This window comes from Citricoccus sp. I39-566 (assembly GCF_031432995.1).
GTDB lineage: Bacteria > Actinomycetota > Actinomycetes > Actinomycetales > Micrococcaceae > Citricoccus > Citricoccus nitrophenolicus_A.
Genome location: NZ_CP133842.1, coordinates 2,670,203 through 2,688,725 on the forward strand (window position 1 = coordinate 2,670,203; position 18,523 = coordinate 2,688,725).

Sequence of the window (18,523 nt, forward strand, 5' to 3'; positions counted from 1 at the left end):
CGGTTCCGGGCCGGCCGGTCCCTAGATCCCGTAGAAGTGCTTCTCGAAGACCTGCCGGGCGTGGCGGGTGGACCGCAGGTAGTCCTCCTCCAGCTGGGCCGCCTGGCCCTGCTCGTAGCCGCACCAGCGGGCCACGGCCTCCAGGTCCTGGCGCTTGGCCGGCAGCGTGTCCGAGGGCTTGCCGGACCAGACGATGTTCCCGGCGCGGATCCGCGTGGCCAGGTGCCAGGCCCGGTCCAGCACCTCGGCGTCCTCGGCCGGCAGGATCCCCTCCTGGGCGAGGGCCTTCAGGGCGGCCATGCTGGACGTCGTCCGCAGGGAGGCGTGGTCTGCCGCGTGCTGCAGCTGCAGGGTCTGGACGAGCCACTCGACGTCCGTCAGGCCGCCGCGGCCCAGTTTCAGGTGCCGGGCCGGATCGGCCCCCCGCGGCAGTCGCTCGGACTCCACGCGCGCCTTGATGCGCCGGATCTCCCGGATGGAAGCCTCCCCGGGGTCTCCCGCGTACCGCACGGAGTCCGCCCAGTCCGTGAACTCCTCGGCCAGATCCGCGCTGCCGGCCACGGGCCGGGCCTTCAGCAGGGCCTGGACCTCCCAGATCTCCGCCCAGCGGCGGTAGTACTCCCGGTAGGAGTCCAGCGACCGGACGAGCGGACCCTTCTTGCCCTCCGGCCGCAGGTCCGCATCCATCACGAGCGGGCGTTCGCCCAGCACCGGTGGCCTGCACGGCTTGGTCAGCAGCCCCGTGACCAGCTTGGACAGCTCCACCGCCTGGCGCTGGGCCGCCTCCTGGTCCGCCCCCTGGCGGGGCCGGTGCACGAACAGCACGTCCAGGTCGGAGCCGTAGCCGATCTCCCGTCCACCCTGCCGGCCCATCGCCACCACGAGCACGTCCGTCAGTTCCTCCGTGCGGTCCCCGTCCCCGGCGGCCCCGGGCCGGCCGGCGCGCTGCTCCGGGTGGCCGAACAGCGAGGTCTCGGCCACGTGCAGGGCCCCGAGCACGGCGGCCCGGTCCGCGTCCGAGAGCGCCCGGCCCACCGTCGCCTGGTCCAGCAGTCCGGAGGCGTCGGCGATCGCCGTACGGAGGATCTCACGCTGCCGGATCAACCGGATCTGGCGCATGGCCTCGTCCGGATCCGGGTGCCGGGACATCTTGGCCCGGATCTCCTGCCACTGGGTCTCGAACGGCATCGGCACGAGGTCCCGGTCCCTGCCCAGCCACGCGGCGGCCTCCGGCCGGTGCTCCAGCATGTCCGAGATGTAGGAGGACAGGGAGAGAATCTGGCACAGCCGCTCGGCCGCGGCCGAGGAGTCCCGGAGCATGCCCAGGAACCACGGTGAGGAGCCCAGGGACTCCGAGAGCCGCCGGAACCCGAGCAGGCCGCCGTCGGGATGGGGTCCGTTGGCGAGCCAGCCGAGCATCACCGGCAGCAGCTGGCGCTGCAGTGCGGCCCGGCGGGACACCCCGGAGGTCAGCGCCTCGATGTGCTGCACGGCCCCCGCGGGGTCGAGGTAGCCCAGCGCGGCCAGGCGCTGGCGGACCGCCTCCGGGGTCAGCCGGGCCTCATCCGCGGAGAGCGCCGCGGTGGTGGACAGCAGCGGACGGTAGAAGATCCTCTCGTGCAGCGAGCGGACGGTCTTGCGAGTCCGCTTCCACCGGGCGGTGAGCCCGTCGGCGTCGGAGGGACCGGGCTCCCCCGGCCCCCGCGCCGCCCGAGCCAGGACCCAGAGCGCCTGGGGCTTGTCCGGCATCAGGTGGGTGCGGCGCAGGTGCACGAGCTGGATCCGGTGTTCCAGCAGTCGCAGGTACCGGTAGGCGCCGGCGAAGGACTCGGCATCGGCCCGCCCGATGAAGGACCGCTCCTCCAAGGCGCGGATGGCCTCCAGCGTGTTCCGCACGCGCACGGACTCCACGGTCTTACCGTGCACCAGCTGCAGCAGCTGGACGGTGAACTCCACGTCCCGCAGGCCCCCGGCCCCGAGCTTGATCTCGCGGTCCCGGTTCTGGTGGGCGATGTTGTCCAGCACGCGCCGGCGCATCGCCTGCACCGAGGCGACGAACCCCTCCCGCTCCGAGCTGGTCCACACCAGGGGCCAGATGGTCTCGATGTACTCCCGGCCCAGGTCAGGGTCCCCGGCGATGGGCCGGGCCTTGAGCAGCGCCTGGAACTCCCAGGTGTCCGCCCAGCGACGGTAGTACTCGGCGTGCGAGTCCACCGTGCGGGACAGGGCCCCGTCCTTGCCCTCCGGGCGCAGGTTCGCATCGATCTCCCAGAGCCCCTGCTCGGGGGCGGCCGCCGTGGCGTACTTCGAGATCCCCGAGGCCAGCGCTGTGGCGATCGAGGCCGAGCGGTGGTCGTCCCCGAGGGTGGAGTCGTGGACGAAGATGACGTCCACGTCCGAGATGTAGTTCAGTTCCCGTGCGCCGCACTTGCCCATCCCGATGACGGCCAGGCCCACCTGGGAGGCGTCCGCGCCGAATTGCTCGACGGCGTCCGCCCGGGAGGCCGCCAGGCTCGCCTCGATCGCGGCGCCGGCCAGATCGGCCAGCCAGGCGGAGACCGCCGGCTCGGCCGCCCGCGGGTCGGCGGCGGTCACGTCCTGGATGGCCAGGGCCGTGAGCTGGCGGCGGTAGGCGATGCGCAGCGCCGCGGCGGCCTCCTTGCCCCGCAGGGTGGACACGGGACGCTCCGCGGTGGGGTCCGCCCCCACGGACTCCAGCAGCAGGGAGCGCACCGGCGAGGGATCCGCGGCGAGTCCGGACGGGCCCAGCACGGGCGCCGTGGCGGCGGCCGCGTCCGGGTCGGTCAGCAGGTCCACGTGGTCCGGGCGGCGGATGAGGAACTCGCCGAGGGCCTCCGAGGCCCCGAGCAGGCGGGCCAACGCCGTGGATCCCCGCGCGTCGCCCAGCACCCGGGCCACGCCGGGGGCCCGATCCAGCAGCCGGACCAGCAGGATCAGGGCCTGGTCGGGATCGGGCGCGCCCGCCAGGACCCCGAGCAACGCCTCCCGGTCCAGGGTCTCGAGCTCCGGGGAGGCCAGGAGATCACGCGCCCTGGACCAGTCCGCGAAGCCGGCGCTGACGAGCGTCCTGCGCCCGGGGCCGGCCTCCTCCGCTGCGGGATCCATGCCGGTCAGAGGATGCCGAGGTTGCGCTGCAGCTCGAAGGGGGTGACCTCGACCCGGTACTCGTCCCATTCCTGGCGCTTGTTCCGCAGGAAGTTCTCGAAGACCGTCTCCCCCAGCACCTCGGCCACGAACTCGGACTCCTCCATGGCCCGCAGGGCGTCATGCAGCGTGCCGGGCAGGGAGTGGTGACCCAGGGCCCGGCGCTCCATCGAGGTCAACGCGCTGATGTCCTCGGCGGCGGCCTCCGGCAGCTCGTACTCCTCCTCGATGCCCTTCAGCCCGGCGGCCAGGAGCACCGCATAGGTCAGGTACGGGTTGGCGGAGGCGTCGATCCCGCGGTACTCGACGCGGGCGGAGCCGGCCTTGTCCGGCTTGTACAGGGGCACCCGGACCAGCGCCGAGCGGTTGTTGTGCCCCCAGGACACGTAGGAGGGTGCCTCCCCCCCGCCCCAGAGCCGCTTGTACGAGTTCACGAACTGGTTGGTGATGGCCGTGACCTCCATGCTGTGGTGCAGCAGCCCGGCGATGAACCGGCGTCCCGTGGTGGAGAGGTGGAACTCCGCGCTGGGCTCGAAGAAGGCATTCGAGTCCCCCTCGAACAGGGAGAAGTGGGTATGCATGCCGGAACCGGCGTGCTCGCCGAACGGCTTGGGCATGAAGGTCGCGTAGTTGCCCTGGAGTTGGGCCACCTCCTTGATGACCGTCCGGAAGGTCATGATGTTGTCCGCGGTCTGCAGGGCGTCCGCGTACCGCAGGTCGATCTCGTTCTGGCCCGGGCCCGACTCGTGGTGGCTGAACTCCACGGAGATCCCGATGGCCTCCAGCATGTTGACCGCGTGCCGGCGGAAGTCGGTGGCCACGCCGCCGGGCTCGTGGTCGAAGTAGCCGGCCCGGTCCACGGGGACCGGCTGGCCGTCGGGACCCACCTCCTTGGACTGCAGCAGATAGAACTCGATCTCGGGGTGAGTGTAGAACGTGAAGCCCATGTCCGCGGCCCGGGACAGCTGGCGGCGCAGCACCTGGCGGGGGTCGGCCGAGGAGGGCTCGCCGTCCGGGGTCAGGACATCGCAGAACATCCGCGACGTCGGCTCCTCCTCGCCGCGCCACGGCAGGATCTGGAAGGTCGAGGGGTCCGGCTGCAGCAGCATGTCGGACTCGAAGATGCGGGTGTAGCCGTCGATCGAGGACCCGTCGAAGCCGAGTCCCTCGGCGAAGGCACCCTCCACCTCGGCCGGGGCCAGCGCCACCGACTTCAGCGTTCCGGTCACGTCGGTGAACCACAGCCGGACGAAGCGCACGTCCCGGTCCTCGATGGTCCTGAGGACAAACTCCTGTTGGCGATCCATGGTCTCTGGCGGCCTCCTGTGGGAACACTGCGCTAGCTGCGGTTGGCTCCACTGTAGTGCGCCCCGGCCCGATCAGGGGCCGACATGCCCCGAGGACGGAGCGTCTAGACTGCGGCCATGGCAGAGAACGAAACCGCACCGTATGCCGCCCCGGCGCCGGCCCGCTACCGCACCGTGCACCTGCAGCGCGCCAAGGACGAGGGCCGCCGCTTCGCGATGCTGACGGCCTACGACTTCCAGATGGCCCAGGTCTTCGACGAGGCCGGCCTGGAGGTCGTCCTGGTCGGCGACTCCGCGGCCAACACGATGATGGGCCTGAGCACCACGCTGCCCATGACGCTGGAGCAGATCGCCGTCTACGCGGCGTCCGTGGTCCGCGGGACCCGGCACGCCCTCGTGCTGTCTGACATGCCCTTCGGCACCTACGAGGTCTCCCCGCAGCAGGCCACCGAGAACGCGATCCGGCTCGTCAAGGAGACCGGGGTCGCCGGGGTGAAGATCGAGGGCGGGGAGCGCTTCGCCGAGCACGTCCGGATGCTCACGGACGCCGGCGTCCCGGTCATGGGGCACATCGGCTTCACGCCGCAGTCGGAGAACGTGCTGGGCGGCTACCGCATCCAGGGCCGCGAGGAGGGTGCCGCCGAGCGGATGATCCGTGAGGCCACCGTGCTGCAGGAGGCCGGGGCCTTCGCGGTCCTGATGGAGATGGTCCCCTCGGACATCGCCCGGCAGGTGGACGAGGCTCTGCGGGTGCCGACCGTGGGAATCGGCGCCGGCCCGCACACCACCGGCCAGGTGCTGGTGTGGCAGGACATGCTGGGCCTGCGGGCGGGAAAGATGCCCCGCTTCGTGAAGCGGTATGCCGACCTGCGCACCGTGGTGTCCGATGCCGTCACCGAGTACCGCCGCGACGTCCTCGAGGGCACCTTCCCGGCAGCGGAGCACGGCTTCGACTCCTAGGGACTAGTCGTTGGCGTCCTCGTCGGCCTCGTCCCAGCGCTCGTTGTTGGCCTGCACCTGGGCGATCGCCTGTTCCGCCTCCGCGCGGGACGCATAGGGGCCCAGCAGCTTCGACCAATCCGACTGCGGGCCCTCCTCGACCTGGTGGCTGACGACGTTGTACCAGAATTCGCTCATGCGCCCACCCTAACCGGCGGGGCCCAGCACGACGATAGGATCGAGGCATGTCCCAGAACGCCCAGCAGGCCACCACCGCACGTCCCGCCAGCCACAACGAGCCGGTCCCTGACGGCCCGTCCCGCGGCGAGCCCGGCTCGACGGCGCCGCTGGGCACCCTGGTGCCGGGCGTCGTCGCCCCCCAGCTGGCCGTCCCCGCGCACATCGAGCGCCCGGAGTACGTCGGCCGGGCCACGGCCGATGAGGGCAACGGCTCGGACGTCTACGATGCCGAGGGGATCGAGAGGATCCGCGCCGCGGGGCGCATCGCGGCCCAGGCCATGGAGGAGACCGCCCGGCATATCGCCCCGGGCGTGACGACCGCCGAGCTGGACCGGGTAGCCCACGAGTTCATCTGCGACCACGGGGCCTACCCGTCCTGCCTGGGCTACAAGGGCTTCCCCAAGGCCATCTGCACCTCCCTGAACGAGGTGATCTGCCACGGCATCCCGGATGACACGCCCCTCGAGGACGGGGACATCATCAACCTGGACATCACGGCGTACCTGGACGGCCACCACGGTGACCACAACATGACCTACCCGGTCGGCACGGTGGACGAGGAGTCGGCCCTGCTGGTGGAGCGCACCCACGAGGCCATGATGCGCGGAATCAAGGCGGTCAAGCCCGGGCGCGAGATCAACGTGATCGGCCGCGCGATCGAGTCCTATGCCAGACGCTTCGGCTACGGCGTGGTGCGCGACTTCATCGGGCACGGGGTGGGGCGCGAGTTCCACTCCGGGCTGGTCATCCCCCACTACGACGCCGCGCCGGCCCACAGCACGGTGATGGTCCCCGGCATGGTCTTCACCATCGAGCCGATGATCACCCTCGGCACCATCCGCTGGGAGATGTGGGACGACGACTGGACCGTGGTGACGCGGGACCGGAAGCGCACCGCCCAGTTCGAGCACACCCTGGTGGTCACCGACGACGGCGCCGAGATCCTGACCCTGCCCTGAGCAGAGCGCCGTCCACTCCACCCCACCGATCCCACGTCCTGCGGAGCGCACCATGGCGAAGAAGACCACCGACCCGGCCAGCGGCCTGTTCACCACCCTCGGCGTCGACGTCGGCGGCACCGGGATGAAGGGCGGGATCGTCCAGCTGGGCGAGGGACCGAAGACCGGCCGGCTGGTCGGTGAGAGGTTCCGCGTCCCCACCCCGCAGCCGGCCCGTCCCGAGGCCGTGGCCGGCGTGCTCAGCCAGATCGTGGACGAACTGGATGCCCGCCCGGACGCCCCGTCCCGCTCCCTGCCCGTGGGCATCGACTTCCCGGCCGTCATCCACCAGGGGATCTGTCTCACCGCCACCAACATGGACCCCTCCTGGATCGGCACCGAGGTGGACGAGCTGTTCTCCGAGGCGCTGAAGCGACCGGTCTCCACCGTGAACGACGCCGATGCCGCCGGCCTGGCCGAGGTCCGCTACGGCGCCGGCGCCGGCGTGCAGGGAACGGTCCTGGTCATCACCCTGGGCACGGGGATCGGCGCGGGGCTGTTCCGGGACGGCGAGCTGGTCCCCAACCTCGAGCTGGGCACGATCGAACTCGACGGCGCCGTGGCCGAGACCCGTGCCTCCGCCGCGGCGCGGGAACGCGAGGGGCTGGACTGGCCGGCCTACGCCGAACGGCTCCAGCGGTACTTCTCCTACGTGGAGCGCATCTTCTACCCGGACCTCATCATCGTGGGCGGGGGGATCTCCAAGCGCCCGGACGACTACCTGCCGCTGCTCGACCTGCGGGCCCCGATCGTCCCGGCGGCGTTGAAGAACAACGCGGGCATCGTGGGGGCAGCCCTCTGGGCCACGGACGCTCTCGCCGGTACCGCCACCCGGCAGGCCCTGCTCGGCACCGCCCGGAAGGCCGCCGACCGGGCGATGGCCAAGCAGTCGGTCGATGGGTCGGACTCCGAGAAGGACACGGGCCGGGCCGTCCGGAAGGCGGCGAAGAAGGCCGTCAAGAAGGCGACGTGACCACGGGCCGCAGGTGGTGGCCGATGGCGGCTCCGGCTTCCCCTCCGGAGCCGCCATCGGCAGTCTCGTTGCCCCGTGGGGCGTTACGCCTCAGCGGGTGAAGAGCCTCGGCTGCAGGGCCCTGACCGTCGCGTCCGACCGGTCTCCCGCGGAGCGCAGGTCCTCCACGGCGCTGGCGAAGTCGTCCAGCGAGTCGAACGCCTGGTAGACCGAGGCGAACCGCAGGTACGCCACCTGGTCGAGGCGGCGCAGCGGATCCAGGATCGCCAGCCCCACCTCGTGGGCATCCACCTCGGCGTTGCCCGTGGCCCGGATGGTCTCCTCGACCTCCTGCGCCAGCATGGCGAGGTCGTCGCTCGTGACCGGCCGGCCCTGACAGGCCTTCCGGACGCCGTTGATGATCTTCGAGCGGTCGAAGGGTTCGGCCACCCCGGACCGCTTGACGACCGTCAGCGCCGTGGTCTCCATGGTGGTGAAGCGCTTCCCGCAGGACTGGCACTGGCGGCGCCGGCGGATCGCGGAACCGTCATCCAGCGAGCGGGAGTCCACCACCCGGGAGTCCTCATGCCGGCAGAAGGGACAGTGCATGACTTCCCCTTCCTCCCTCGGTGGACCACTCCATCATAGTCGGACGACCCGGTGAATAACAACCATGTCATTACCAGATGTAGTGGTCCCCTCCGATCAGCGACACCATGGATGGGACCGGCCCTGCCTTCCCTATTCCAGGCAGGCCGGTCCCAGCAGCACCTTGAGGTCGCCGAAGAGGGCCGGATTCGGGCTGACCCGAAAGTCGGCGCCCAGCTGCATGATCTCCATGGTGCGCGCCCCCGCGAGCCGGAGCCGCACCTCGGTGGTGCCGGGGTGGGTCTTGAGCACGTCCCCCAGCGCGGAGACCACGGTCTCGTTGGCCTTGAAGGCCGGCAGGGTGAGGGAGACCGGTCCGGAGTGCCCGTCCGAGAGGTCCGGGATGGTCAGTTCCTGGGCGCTCAGGGAGATCGAGCCGTCGTCGCGCCGCTGCACCCGGCCCTTGACCGCCACCACGAGGTCCTGGGCCAGCATCGTGGCGATCGGGGCATAGGCCTTGCCGAAGAACATCACGTCCATCGAGCCGCCCAAGTCCTCGATCTCCGTGCGCGCGTAGGCATTGCCGGAACTCTTGGCAATGCGCCGCTCGAGGCTCGTGATGAGCCCCGCGATGGTGACCATGGCACCGTCGGAGGGGCCGTCGTCGGACAGGATGTGGGTGATGGAGATGTCCGCGTGCTGGGCCAGCACGCCGTCCAACCCCTGCAGGGGGTGGTCGGAGACGTAGAGCCCGAGCATCTCGCGCTCGAAGGTGAGCTTGTCGTTCTTGTCCCACTCCGGCAGGTCCGGGACCTCGATCCCGAACCCGGCGTCCCCGGCGTCGCCGCCCTCCTCCTCGAGCAGGGAGAAGAAGTCGAACTGGTTGTTGGCCTCCTGGCGCTTCTGCGCCACCGCCGCATCCACCGCCTCCTCGTGCACGGCCAGCAAGGCGCGGCGGGCGTAGCCGAGCGAGTCGAAGCCGCCGGCCTTGATGAGCGACTCGATCGTGCGCTTGTTGCACACCACCGCCGGGACCTTCTTGAAGAAGTCCTGGAAGGAGGTGAAGTCGCCCTTCTCCTCGCGGGCGGAGACCATCCCGGCCACGGCGTTGGAGCCCACGTTGCGGACCGCGCCCATGCCGAAGCGGATGTCCTTGCCCACCGAGGTGAAGTACAGGGAGGACTCGTTGACGTCCGGCGGCAGCACCGAGATGCCCATGTGGCGGCACTCGTTGAGGTACATGGCCATCTTGTCCTTGTCATCCCCCACGGAGGTGAGCAGGGCGGCCATGTACTCCGCCGGATAGTGCGCCTTGAGGTACGCGGTCCAGTAGGACACCAGCCCGTAGGCCGCCGAGTGGGCCTTGTTGAAGGCGTAGTCGGAGAACGGCAGCAGGATGTCCCACAGGGCCTTGACGGCGGCCTCGGAGTAGCCGCGGTCGACCATGCCCTGGTGGAACCCGACGTACTGCTTGTCCAGCTCCGACTTCTTCTTCTTGCCCATGGCGCGGCGCAGGATGTCCGCCTGGCCGAGCGAGTACCCGGCGACCTTCTGCGCGATGGCCATGACCTGCTCCTGGTACACGATCAGGCCGTAGGTCGTGTCGAGGATGTCCTTGAGGGGCTCCTCCAGCTCGGGGTGGATCGGGGTGATCTCCTGCTGGCCGTTCTTGCGCAGGGCGTAGTTGGTGTGCGAGTTCGCGCCCATGGGTCCTGGGCGGTACAGCGCGATGGTGGCCGAGATGTCCTCGAAGTTGTCCGGCTTCATCATCTTCAGCAGTGACCGCATGGGCCCGCCGTCGAGCTGGAACACGCCCAGGGTGTCGCCCCGGGCCAGCAGCTCGTAGGACGCCTGGTCGTCGAACGTCAGGGATTCCAGGTCCAGCGTGAAGTCCTGGTTCATCTGGATGTTCTCGATCGCGTCCGAGATGATCGTCAGGTTCCGCAGCCCGAGGAAGTCCATCTTGATCAGCCCCAGGCCCTCCGCGGTGGGGTAGTCGAACTGGGTGATCACCTGGCCGTCCTGCAGGCGGCGCATGATCGGGATGACGTCGATGATCGGCTCGGAGGACATGATCACGCCCGCGGCGTGCACGCCCCACTGCCGCTTCAGTCCCTCGACGCCCTTGGCCGTCTCGAAGACCTTGGCCGCGTCCGGATCGGTCGCGACGAGCTCGCGGAACTCACCGGCCTCGCCGTACCGTTGGGACTTCTTGTCCTCGATGTCCTTGAGCGGGATGTCCTTGGCCATGACGGCCGGCGGCAGCGCCTTGGTCAGGGACTCGCCCATGGAGAAGGGGAACCCCATCACGCGGGCCGAGTCCTTGAGGGCCTGCTTGGTCTTGATGGTGCCGTAGGTGACGATCATGGAGACCCGCTCGTCGCCGTACTTCTCGGTGACGTAGTCGATCACCTCGGAGCGGCGGCGATCATCGAAGTCGACGTCGAAGTCCGGCATGGACACGCGGTCCGGGTTCAGGAACCGCTCGAAGATCAGCCCGTGCTCCAGCGGGTCGAGCTCGGTGATCTTCAGGGCGTAGGCGACCATCGAGCCGGCGCCGGAACCACGTCCCGGTCCCACCCGGATGCCGTTGTCCTTGGCCCAGTTGATGAAGTCGGCCACTACGAGGAAGTAGCCCGGGAAGCCCATCGAGAGGATGACGTCCAGCTCGTAGTCGGCCTGCTTGCGCACGTGGGACGGAACGCCGTTGGGGTAGCGGTACTTCAGCCCGGTGGCGACCTCCTTCGTCAGCCACGTGGTCTCGTCCTCCCCCGGCGGGCAGGGGAACTTCGGCATGTAGTTCGCCTCGGTGTCGAAGGAGACCTCGCACTGCTCGGCGATCAGCAGCGTGTTGTCGCAGGCCTCGGGGAACTCGGAGAACAGGTCCCGCATCTGCCGCGGGGACTTCACGTAGTACTCGGTGCCGGACAGGGCGAAGCGGGACCCGCCCTGGTCGTAGGTGGGCTCGAGCAGGTTGGACCCGGACTGGATGGCCAGCAGCGCCTCATGGGGCTTGGCGTCGTGCTCGTGCGTGTAGTGCAGGTCATTGGACGCCACGAGCGGGATCTGGAGGTCCTTGGACAGCTTGAGCAGGTCCTTGATGACCCGCTTCTCGATGTCCAGGCCGTGCATCATCAGCTCGCAGTAGAAATTCTCCCGGCCGAAGATGTCCTGGAACTCGGCGGCGGCCTCCCGGGCCTCGTTGTACTGGCCCAGCCGCAACCGGGTCTGGATCTCGCCCGAGGGGCAGCCGGTGGTGCCGATCAGGCCCGAAGAGTAGGTGGAGAGCAGCTCCCGGTCGATGCGCGGCCACTTCGCGTAGACCGAGTCCAGGGAGGCGATCGAGCCGGCCCGGAACAGGTTGTGCATGCCCTGGTTGTTCTTGGACAGCAGGGTCATGTGCGTGATGGCGCCACCACCGGAGACGTCGTCCCCCCGCTGGTGCTGCTCACCCCACCGGACCTTGGTCTTGTCCGAGCGGTGCAGCTGCCCGGGGGTCAGGTAGGCCTCGAGCCCGATGATCGGCTTGACGCCGGCATCGGTGGCCTTCTTCCAGAAGTCGAAGGCCCCGAAGAGGTAGCCGTGGTCCGTGATGGCGATCGAGTCCATGCCCAGCCGCTTCGTCTCGTCGAAGAGCTCGCTGAGCTTCGCCGCGCCGTCCAGCATCGAGTACTCGGTGTGGACGTGGAGGTGGGCGAAACCCCCCTCCCGGGTCGCGTCCGCCGTAGATTCCACTGTGGCCGTCATGCTCCGCACTTCCCTCTTGCTCGTCCTGCCGATCGTCCAGCCTAGTTACTCCCCGCGCAACACGCCCAAGGCATAGACGAGGTCCTGCGGATAGGGGCTCTCGTAGGCCACCCACTCCCCCGTGACGGGGTGGGGGAAGCCCAGGCGGTGGGCATGCAGCCACTGCCGGGTCAGCCCGAGCTCCGCCGCCAGCCGCGGGTCGGCGCCGTAGGTCAGGTCCCCGGCGCAGGGGTGGCGCATCGCGGAGAAGTGCACGCGGATCTGGTGCGTGCGGCCCGTCTCCAGGGTGACCTCCACGAGGGTGGCCCGGCCGAAGGCCTCCAGGGTCTCGTAGTGGGTCACGGAGTCGCGGCCCCCGTCCAGGACCGCGAACCTCCAGTCGTGCCCCGGGTGCCGGCCGATGGGCGCGTCGATGGTCCCGTTCAGCGGGTCCGGCAGGCCCTGCACCACGGCGTGGTAGGTCTTCTGCGGGGTCCGGTCCCGGAAGGCGTCCTTGAGCGCCGTGTAGGCGCGTTCGGACTTGGCGACCACCATGATGCCGGAGGTCCCCACGTCCAGCCGGTGCACGATGCCCTGGCGCTCGGGCGCGCCCGAGGTGGAGATCCGGTAGCCGGCGCCGGCCAGTCCCCCGACCACGGTGGGCCCCACCCATCCCGGCGACGGGTGGGCCGCCACCCCCACCGGCTTGTCCACCACCACGTAGTCCGGGTCGTCGGCCAGGATGCTCAGGTCTTCCACGATCTCCACCTTCACGTCCAGCGGGTTGGGTTCCTCGGGGATGTCGACCACGAGTTCGGTTCCGGCCGCCACCTTCGCGGACTTCGGCAGGGTCCGGCCTGGCGCCACGGCACCGGCGGGGCGTTCCGTCACGTGGCCCGCAGCGCACCAGGCCGCGGCCTTGGTGCGGGAGACCCCCAGGGCGTTGCCCACCACGGCGTCCACCCGGCGGCCCACGTCGGCGGCCTGGGGCACGACGACGGCCGGGCCGGGTTCAGGCGTCGACGTCACGGCCCTGCCCGGCGGGCCCTGCGGCGGCCTTCTCCGAGACCTCCCGGGTGCCGTCGAGACGGCGTCCGGTGAACATGAGCAGCACGATGCCGATCATGGAGCACACGATGAGCGAGTCGGCGATGTTGAAGATGGCGAAGTTCGGCAGCGCGATGAAGTCCACCACGTGCCCCACGCCGAAGCCCGGGGGACGGAGGAGCCGGTCCGTGACGTTGCCCAGCACCCCGCCGAGCAGTCCGCCGAGGGCCACGGCCCAGACGGTCGAGCGGACCCGAAAGAGCAGCACCACCACGAAGACGGCCACGGAGCACTGGATGATGGTGAAGACCCAGGTGTGGTCCTCCCCGATCGAGAACGCCGCTCCCGGGTTACGGATGAAGTGCCAGCGCAGCAGCGGCGGCAGGACGTCCGTGATCTGGCCCTCCGTCATGGTGGTCTCGACCCAGCGCTTCGTGAGCTGGTCGACCACGTATCCCACCAAGAACACCAGCACGGCGATCCAGCCCCGGCGGCGCCTCGGCGCCGCCTCGGGGGTCGGGGCGTCCTCGCGCCCCTCGGGCCGGCTGGGCTCGGACTCTCTCACGCGGGCCGTCCTTCGGTGCTGACCGGCTCCGGGCCGGGTGTCGGTGGCAACAGCCCGGGCCGGCCATGGAGGTTCACCATGGCCGGCCCGTTCTGTGATGTTCTGGTTCGTCCGCTCGCGCGAGGCCCGCGGGCCGGGGCGATCAGCGGGAGGCCGCGGCCTCGTCCTGGATCGGCCCCTGGTTCTGCAGGTCGCGTAGCTGGCCCTCGATGTAGGCCTTCAGGCGGGCACGGTAGTCGCGCTCGAAGCCCTTGAGCTGCTCGACCTTGCGCTCGAGCACCGACTTCTTCTCCTCGAGGTCGGCCAGGGTCTTGCGGGACTTCTCCTGCGCGTCGTTGACCAGGCCGGTGGCCTCGTTCTGGGCCTCCTGGATGATCTGCTCGCGCTTGGTCTGGCCCTCGGCGACGTAGTCATCGTGCAGCTTCTGGGCCATCGCCAGCACGCCGGCGGCGGAGGTGGCGGTGGCGCCGTGGGCCGCACCGGAGGTCGGCTGGGCCGCCGTGGCGCCGGTGGCGGCCTCAGGCTCGGTGGCCGGCGCGGGCTCGGTGACGGTGGGCTCGGTCTTCGCCGCCGGAGCCACGGCAGGGGCCTCGACCTCCGGGGCCTTCTGCTCGGCCGCGGGAACCTCGGTCGAGGACGCGGACTCGGTGGCAGTGGCCTCCGTCGCGCTCTCCGGGGCATCGGCGGCCGGTTCCTCGGTGCCGTCGGCGGACACCGGTGCGGGGACGGCGGACTCGCCGGGTTCGCCGGTCTGCAGCTCGGACACCTTGCGGCGCAGCTCGTCGTTCTCCTGGTTGAGACGGCGCAGCTCGACCACGATCTCGTCGAGGAAATCGTCAACCTCGTCCTGGTCGTAGCCTTCCCGGAACTTGGTCGGCTGGAACCGCTTGTTGACAACATCTTCCGGCGTCAGAGCCATGTGGTCACCCCAATACGTATTCGGTCTGCCCTTCAGGGGCACTGGTCTTCTCTGTGACTCCGGGGCATGCCGAACGGCGCCCCGAGACCACACTGTTACTCAGGCTACCATCAGCCCAACGCGCCCACGGCAAGGGCGGCGGCCACGGACTTCAGCAGCACCACCACGACGAACAGGATCAGGAACGCCACATCGATGCCGATCCCCCCGAGGTTCACCGGGGGGATCTTGGAGCGCAGCCACCGCAGCGGCGGATCGGTGACGGAGTACACCGTGGAGGCCACGAGCAGCAGGATGCCCTGGGGGCGCCAGGAGCGGGCGAAGGACTGCACCACGTCGAAGACGATCCGGATCAGCAGCAGGAACTGACCCAGCGCCAGCACGAGGTAGATGAGGGAGAAGATCAGGGTCACGGCAGCCTATTCCACACCGGGGTCCGGACGGGGTCTCCCCGGCCGGACCGGTGTCAGCTCTGGTTGAAGAAGTGCGCCTGGTCCTCGGCGCCCGAGGTGTCCTCCCCCAGGACCTGGACGGTGGCGGGGGTCAGCAGGAACACCTTGTTGGTGACGCGCTCGATGGCGCCGTGCAGTCCGAAGACCAAACCGGCGGAGAAGTCCACGAGGCGCTTGGCATCGGACTCACTCATGTCAGTCACGTTCATGATGACGGGGATGCCGCCGCGGAACGACTCGCCGATGAGCTTGGCGTCGTTGTAGGACCGGGGGTGGACGGTGGTGATCTGACGCACGGCGGTGGCCTCTTCCCGGGACTGGGTCGCCCGCTTGATGGGGGTGACCGGCGCGCGGTACTCGCGCTCTGCCGGCTGGGGGTGGGAGGCGTGGGAGCCGTGCACCGGCTGGGGGCGCTCGTCGCGGGTCTCGTCCTCCCACTCGCCGGCCTGCTCGGCGGGCTCGGCCGCGGCGTGCCGCTCGGCGCGTTCCTGCCGGCGGGGCTGCTCAGCGGCCCGCTGTTCCTCCTCGTACTGCTCGTCACCATCGGCGAGCCCGAGGTAGATCATGGTTTTCTTCAGTGCACCAGCCATCGAAAATCCTCACCGTGTGGAAAGCGCCCGGGGAGCTCCCGGCCCTGCGTCATCCGCCTCGAAGCAGACACCTTCGAGGTTAACCCACCTCGGGGCGGGGCCCGAGGACATCAGTGCCGATCCGAAGGTGTGTCGCCCCCGCGGCCACCGCCTGCTCCAGGTCCTGGCTCATGCCCGCCGAGATCCAGGTGGCCCCGGGATGCCGGGAGGCCACGGCGCCGGAGAGCTCCCGCAGCCGCCGGAAGGCCGGCTCCGGGTCCAGCCCGAGGGGCGCGACGGCCATGAGCCCGCGCAGCGACAGTCCCTCGGCCCCGGCGATCCGGTCCGCCAGGGTCAGCAGCCCGTCCGGAGCTGCCCCGCCGCGGGACCCGATCCCCTCCGGACGCTCGTGCGCCGGGCGTGGGTCCAGGTCCACCTGGATGAGGCAGTCGAGGTCCTCGCGCCGGGGCAGCCCGGCGTCCTGGCGACGCTCCTGTTCACGGGTCATGGCCGAGGACAGGGCCGTCACGAGCGATGCGCGGTCCACGGAGTGCACCGCCGCGGCGTAGCGCACCACGTACTTGGCCTTGTTGGACTGCAGCTGGCCGATGAAGTGCCAGTGGAGTCCGGACGGCCCGGTGCCGGCGGCCTCGGCCAGGGCCTCCACCTCGGCCGCCTTGGCGCGGGCCTCCTGGTCCCGGTTCTCCCCGACGTCCTGGACGCCGAGCCCGGCCAGCCGCCGCACGTCCGCGGCCGGGTGGAACTTGGTGACGACGATGAGCCGGGGCGTGCTGTCCCGGCCGGCCGTGGCCACGGCCCGGTCGATGCGGCGCCGGACGGCCTCGAGCGCGTGGCCCAACTCCGCCGTCCGGGCCTCGGGTGCCGATTCCTGCATTGCATCCTCACTCATGGTTGGTTCTGCCACACCAGGCCCACGGACCGGCCGCGGCCCGGTTCCCGGCGGTGCGAGTACGCGCGGTGGTCCTCCAGGGTGCAGAGGCCGCTGTGGTGCACGGTGACCCCGAGCCCCGTCAGGACGGAGTCGGCCCCGGCGGGAAGGTCCAGTGCGGGGGTGCCCCACGAGGTCGTGGAACCGGTGGCCGGGATGCGCGCGGCCCCATCCGCCCGCATCGGCTCCGGCACCTCGTAGCACCGGCCGCAGATCGCGGGTCCGATCCACGCCTGGATGTCACCCGGCCCGGCTCCGGCGCCGTCCTGCCGCAGGCGGTGGACGGTGTTCTCCAGCACCCCGTCCAGCAGTCCGCGCCGTCCGGCATGCGCCACGGCCGTGGGTCCGGTGACGCCATCCCGCCCCGCAGGCCGGGAGACCAGCACCACGGGGAGACAGTCGGCCACCATGATGGCCAGGGGGTCGCACCCGGTGGCGCTGACGAGGGCGTCGGCCTCCCGCGGCGCCCGGCCGCCGGCCCAGCCGCGGCCCTGCGCCGGCACCACCCGGGCCGAGTGGACCTGGGACAGGTACTCGGTGCGCCCGCGCTCGACGCCCATGGCGTCCTCCAGGCGGTGCCTCGCGGCGGCGGTGGACTCGCGGGCCGCCTCTCCGGCCAGGGTGCCGCTGACGTGGAAGGCGAGGTTGCCGGCGTCGACCCCGGTGAACGCCACGTGCAGGCCGGGGGCGGGCTCGACCCGCCACAGGAACGGGGCCTGCCCCGCCGGGTACTGGAGCACCGGGACTGTCCTCCGCCTCCTCCGGTCCGCCTACTTCAGGAAGTCGGGCACGTCCAGGTCGTCACGGCCGGTGCCGGACAGGTCCGGCTCCACCACGGTCGGCAGGTCCTGCTGCGCCGGCTCGGCCTGGTACCCGGAGGTCTCGGCCGCGGGGGCGGACTCCGGCAGCGCCGGAACCGGGCGGTTCGGGACCGGCTGGTTCGGGACCGGCTGGTTCGGGGACGAGGTGCCGCCGTTCTGCGAGCCCGGCAGGGTGGCCTGCTGGCCCTGCGGCTTCGTGCCGGTGTTGAACCCGCCGGACGGGGCCGAGGTGGCGTCCACCTGGTCGAAGCCGGCGGCGATGACGGTGATACGGGCCTCGTCCCCGAGCGCGTCGTCGATGACGGCGCCGAAGATGATGTTCGCCTCCGGGTGCGCCACCTCCTGGACCAGCCGGGCGGCCTCGTTGATCTCGAACAGACCGAGGTCGGAGCCGCCCTGGATGGACAGCAGCACGCCGTGGGCGCCGTCGATGGAGGCCTCCAGCAGCGGCGAGGCGATGGCCAGCTCGGCGGCCTTGACGGCCCGGTCCTCGCCCTGGGCGGAGCCGATGCCCATGAGGGCCGAGCCCGCGCCCTGCATGACGGACTTCACGTCCGCGAAGTCCAGGTTGATCAGGCCCGGGGTGGTGATGAGGTCGGTGATGCCCTGGACGCCCGACAGGAGCACCTGGTCCGCGGACTTGAAGGCATCCAGCACGGAGACGTTGCGGTCCGAGATGGACAGCAGGCGGTCGTTCGGGATGACGATCAGGGTGTCGACCTCGTCCCGCAGCCCGTCGATGCCGGACTCGGCCGAGGTCGCGCGACGGCGGCCCTCGAAGGTGAACGGGCGCGTCACCACGCCGATGGTCAGCGCGCCGAGCGAGCGGGCGATGCGGGCCACGACGGGCGCGCCGCCGGTCCCGGTGCCGCCGCCCTCGCCGGCGGTCACGAAGACCATGTCCGCCCCGCGCAGGACCTCCTCGATCTCCTCCGCATGGTCCTCGGCGGCCTGCCGGCCGACCTCCGGGTTCGCCCCGGCTCCGAGTCCGCGGGTGAGCTCGCGGCCCACGTCCAGCTTCACGTCGGCATCACTCATGAGCAGCGCCTGGGCGTCGGTGTTGATGGCGATGAACTCCACGCCGCGGAGTCCGACGTCGATCATGCGGTTGACGGCGTTCACGCCGGCCCCGCCGATGCCGACGACCTTGATGACGGCCAGGTAGTTCTGGGGTGCTGCCACAGTAGATGTCCCTTGCTCGGTTGGCTTAACGTTCAGGTTGAAGGTTAGTGTTATGTCAACCTGACTTCTGGGTGAAACGTTATGGTGCCGGCGCCGATCGTGCA

Annotated in this window: 16 protein-coding genes; 3 read left to right on the plus strand and 13 right to left on the minus strand. The window is 70.5% G+C overall.

The window, feature by feature from the left end; all coding sequences use genetic code 11:
- Positions 1–21: 21 nt before the first annotated feature.
- Complete coding sequence (locus tag RE421_RS12255; RefSeq protein WP_309810286.1) at positions 22–3,126, minus strand: bifunctional [glutamine synthetase] adenylyltransferase/[glutamine synthetase]-adenylyl-L-tyrosine phosphorylase; 3,105 nt, start codon at positions 3,124–3,126, stop codon at positions 22–24.
- A 5-nt stretch (positions 3,127–3,131) separates the two neighbouring features.
- On the minus strand, positions 3,132–4,472 hold the full coding sequence (glnA, locus tag RE421_RS12260) for a type I glutamate--ammonia ligase (RefSeq protein ID WP_309810289.1): 1,341 nt from the start codon (positions 4,470–4,472) through the stop codon (positions 3,132–3,134).
- Positions 4,473–4,589: 117 nt separating this feature from the next.
- Between glnA and panB the strand changes: the two genes are divergently transcribed.
- Positions 4,590–5,432 carry a 3-methyl-2-oxobutanoate hydroxymethyltransferase gene (gene panB, locus RE421_RS12265; protein WP_309810292.1) on the plus strand — a complete coding sequence of 281 codons (843 nt, stop codon included), beginning with the start codon at positions 4,590–4,592 and terminating at the stop codon, positions 5,430–5,432.
- Between the two features lie 3 nt (positions 5,433–5,435).
- Here panB and RE421_RS12270 read toward each other — a convergent pair whose 3' ends face one another.
- A complete protein-coding gene (locus RE421_RS12270) occupies positions 5,436–5,609 on the minus strand; it encodes an SPOR domain-containing protein (protein WP_309810296.1) in 174 nt (57 codons plus the stop codon).
- A gap of 47 nt (positions 5,610–5,656) precedes the next feature.
- Here RE421_RS12270 and map point away from each other — a divergent pair, with 47 nt between their 5' ends.
- Together map and ppgK are read left to right on the plus strand one after the other, a co-directional pair.
- Positions 5,657–6,610: a type I methionyl aminopeptidase gene (gene map, locus RE421_RS12275; RefSeq protein WP_309810298.1), complete on the plus strand. Its 954-nt coding sequence runs from the start codon at positions 5,657–5,659 to the stop codon at positions 6,608–6,610.
- A gap of 52 nt (positions 6,611–6,662) precedes the next feature.
- Entirely contained in the window at positions 6,663–7,622 is a 960-nt protein-coding gene (ppgK, locus tag RE421_RS12280) for a polyphosphate--glucose phosphotransferase (protein ID WP_396134495.1), read from the plus strand.
- A 90-nt stretch (positions 7,623–7,712) separates the two neighbouring features.
- Here the strand turns inward: ppgK and nrdR are convergent, their stop codons facing one another.
- From nrdR to ftsZ, 10 genes are all read right to left on the minus strand, one after another.
- A complete protein-coding gene (gene nrdR, locus RE421_RS12285; protein WP_309810301.1) occupies positions 7,713–8,210 on the minus strand; it encodes a transcriptional regulator NrdR in 498 nt (165 codons plus the stop codon).
- A gap of 132 nt (positions 8,211–8,342) precedes the next feature.
- On the minus strand, positions 8,343–11,936 hold the full coding sequence (gene dnaE / locus RE421_RS12290; RefSeq protein ID WP_309810304.1) for a DNA polymerase III subunit alpha: 3,594 nt from the start codon (positions 11,934–11,936) through the stop codon (positions 8,343–8,345).
- 45 nt (positions 11,937–11,981) lie between these two features.
- Positions 11,982–12,944 (minus strand): RluA family pseudouridine synthase, encoded by a 963-nt coding sequence (locus tag RE421_RS12295; protein WP_396134496.1) that lies wholly within the window; start codon positions 12,942–12,944, stop codon positions 11,982–11,984.
- Positions 12,928–13,527 (minus strand): signal peptidase II, encoded by a 600-nt coding sequence (gene lspA, locus RE421_RS12300; protein WP_396134497.1) that lies wholly within the window; start codon positions 13,525–13,527, stop codon positions 12,928–12,930. The genes RE421_RS12295 and lspA overlap by 17 nt, the downstream gene beginning before the upstream one ends.
- A 142-nt stretch (positions 13,528–13,669) precedes the next feature.
- The gene (locus RE421_RS12305; RefSeq protein ID WP_309810306.1) at positions 13,670–14,446 is read right to left on the minus strand and encodes a DivIVA domain-containing protein; all 777 of its coding nucleotides are present in this window, start codon (positions 14,444–14,446) and stop codon (positions 13,670–13,672) included.
- Positions 14,447–14,556: 110 nt separating this feature from the next.
- Entirely contained in the window at positions 14,557–14,859 is a 303-nt protein-coding gene (locus tag RE421_RS12310) for a YggT family protein (protein ID WP_309810309.1), read from the minus strand.
- Between the two features lie 53 nt (positions 14,860–14,912).
- Entirely contained in the window at positions 14,913–15,488 is a 576-nt protein-coding gene (locus RE421_RS12315; RefSeq protein WP_309810313.1) for a cell division protein SepF, read from the minus strand.
- Between the two features lie 79 nt (positions 15,489–15,567).
- On the minus strand, positions 15,568–16,377 hold the full coding sequence (locus RE421_RS12320; RefSeq protein WP_309810317.1) for a YggS family pyridoxal phosphate-dependent enzyme: 810 nt from the start codon (positions 16,375–16,377) through the stop codon (positions 15,568–15,570).
- Positions 16,374–17,156 carry a polyphenol oxidase family protein gene (locus tag RE421_RS12325; protein WP_309810320.1) on the minus strand — a complete coding sequence of 261 codons (783 nt, stop codon included), beginning with the start codon at positions 17,154–17,156 and terminating at the stop codon, positions 16,374–16,376. The genes RE421_RS12320 and RE421_RS12325 overlap by 4 nt, the downstream gene beginning before the upstream one ends.
- Before the next feature lie 30 nt (positions 17,157–17,186).
- Positions 17,187–18,419 carry a cell division protein FtsZ gene (ftsZ, locus tag RE421_RS12330; RefSeq protein WP_309810323.1) on the minus strand — a complete coding sequence of 411 codons (1,233 nt, stop codon included), beginning with the start codon at positions 18,417–18,419 and terminating at the stop codon, positions 17,187–17,189.
- Between the last annotated feature and the right edge of the window lie 104 nt (positions 18,420–18,523).

Bases quoted from the DNA above. Each gene is read 5' to 3' on its own strand.
- RE421_RS12255 (WP_309810286.1), bottom strand. From the start codon at position 3,126: ATGGATCCCGCAGCGGAGGAGGCCGGCCCCGGGCGCAGGACGCTCGTC.
- glnA (WP_309810289.1), bottom strand. From the start codon at position 4,472: ATGGATCGCCAACAGGAGTTTGTCCTCAGGACCATCGAGGACCGGGAC.
- panB (WP_309810292.1), top strand. From the start codon at position 4,590: ATGGCAGAGAACGAAACCGCACCGTATGCCGCCCCGGCGCCGGCCCGC.
- RE421_RS12270 (WP_309810296.1), bottom strand. From the start codon at position 5,609: ATGAGCGAATTCTGGTACAACGTCGTCAGCCACCAGGTCGAGGAGGGC.
- map (WP_309810298.1), top strand. From the start codon at position 5,657: ATGTCCCAGAACGCCCAGCAGGCCACCACCGCACGTCCCGCCAGCCAC.
- ppgK (WP_396134495.1), top strand. From the start codon at position 6,663: ATGGCGAAGAAGACCACCGACCCGGCCAGCGGCCTGTTCACCACCCTC.
- nrdR (WP_309810301.1), bottom strand. From the start codon at position 8,210: ATGCACTGTCCCTTCTGCCGGCATGAGGACTCCCGGGTGGTGGACTCC.
- dnaE (WP_309810304.1), bottom strand. From the start codon at position 11,936: ATGACGGCCACAGTGGAATCTACGGCGGACGCGACCCGGGAGGGGGGT.
- RE421_RS12305 (WP_309810306.1), bottom strand. From the start codon at position 14,446: ATGGCTCTGACGCCGGAAGATGTTGTCAACAAGCGGTTCCAGCCGACC.
- RE421_RS12315 (WP_309810313.1), bottom strand. From the start codon at position 15,488: ATGGCTGGTGCACTGAAGAAAACCATGATCTACCTCGGGCTCGCCGAT.
- RE421_RS12320 (WP_309810317.1), bottom strand. From the start codon at position 16,377: ATGAGTGAGGATGCAATGCAGGAATCGGCACCCGAGGCCCGGACGGCG.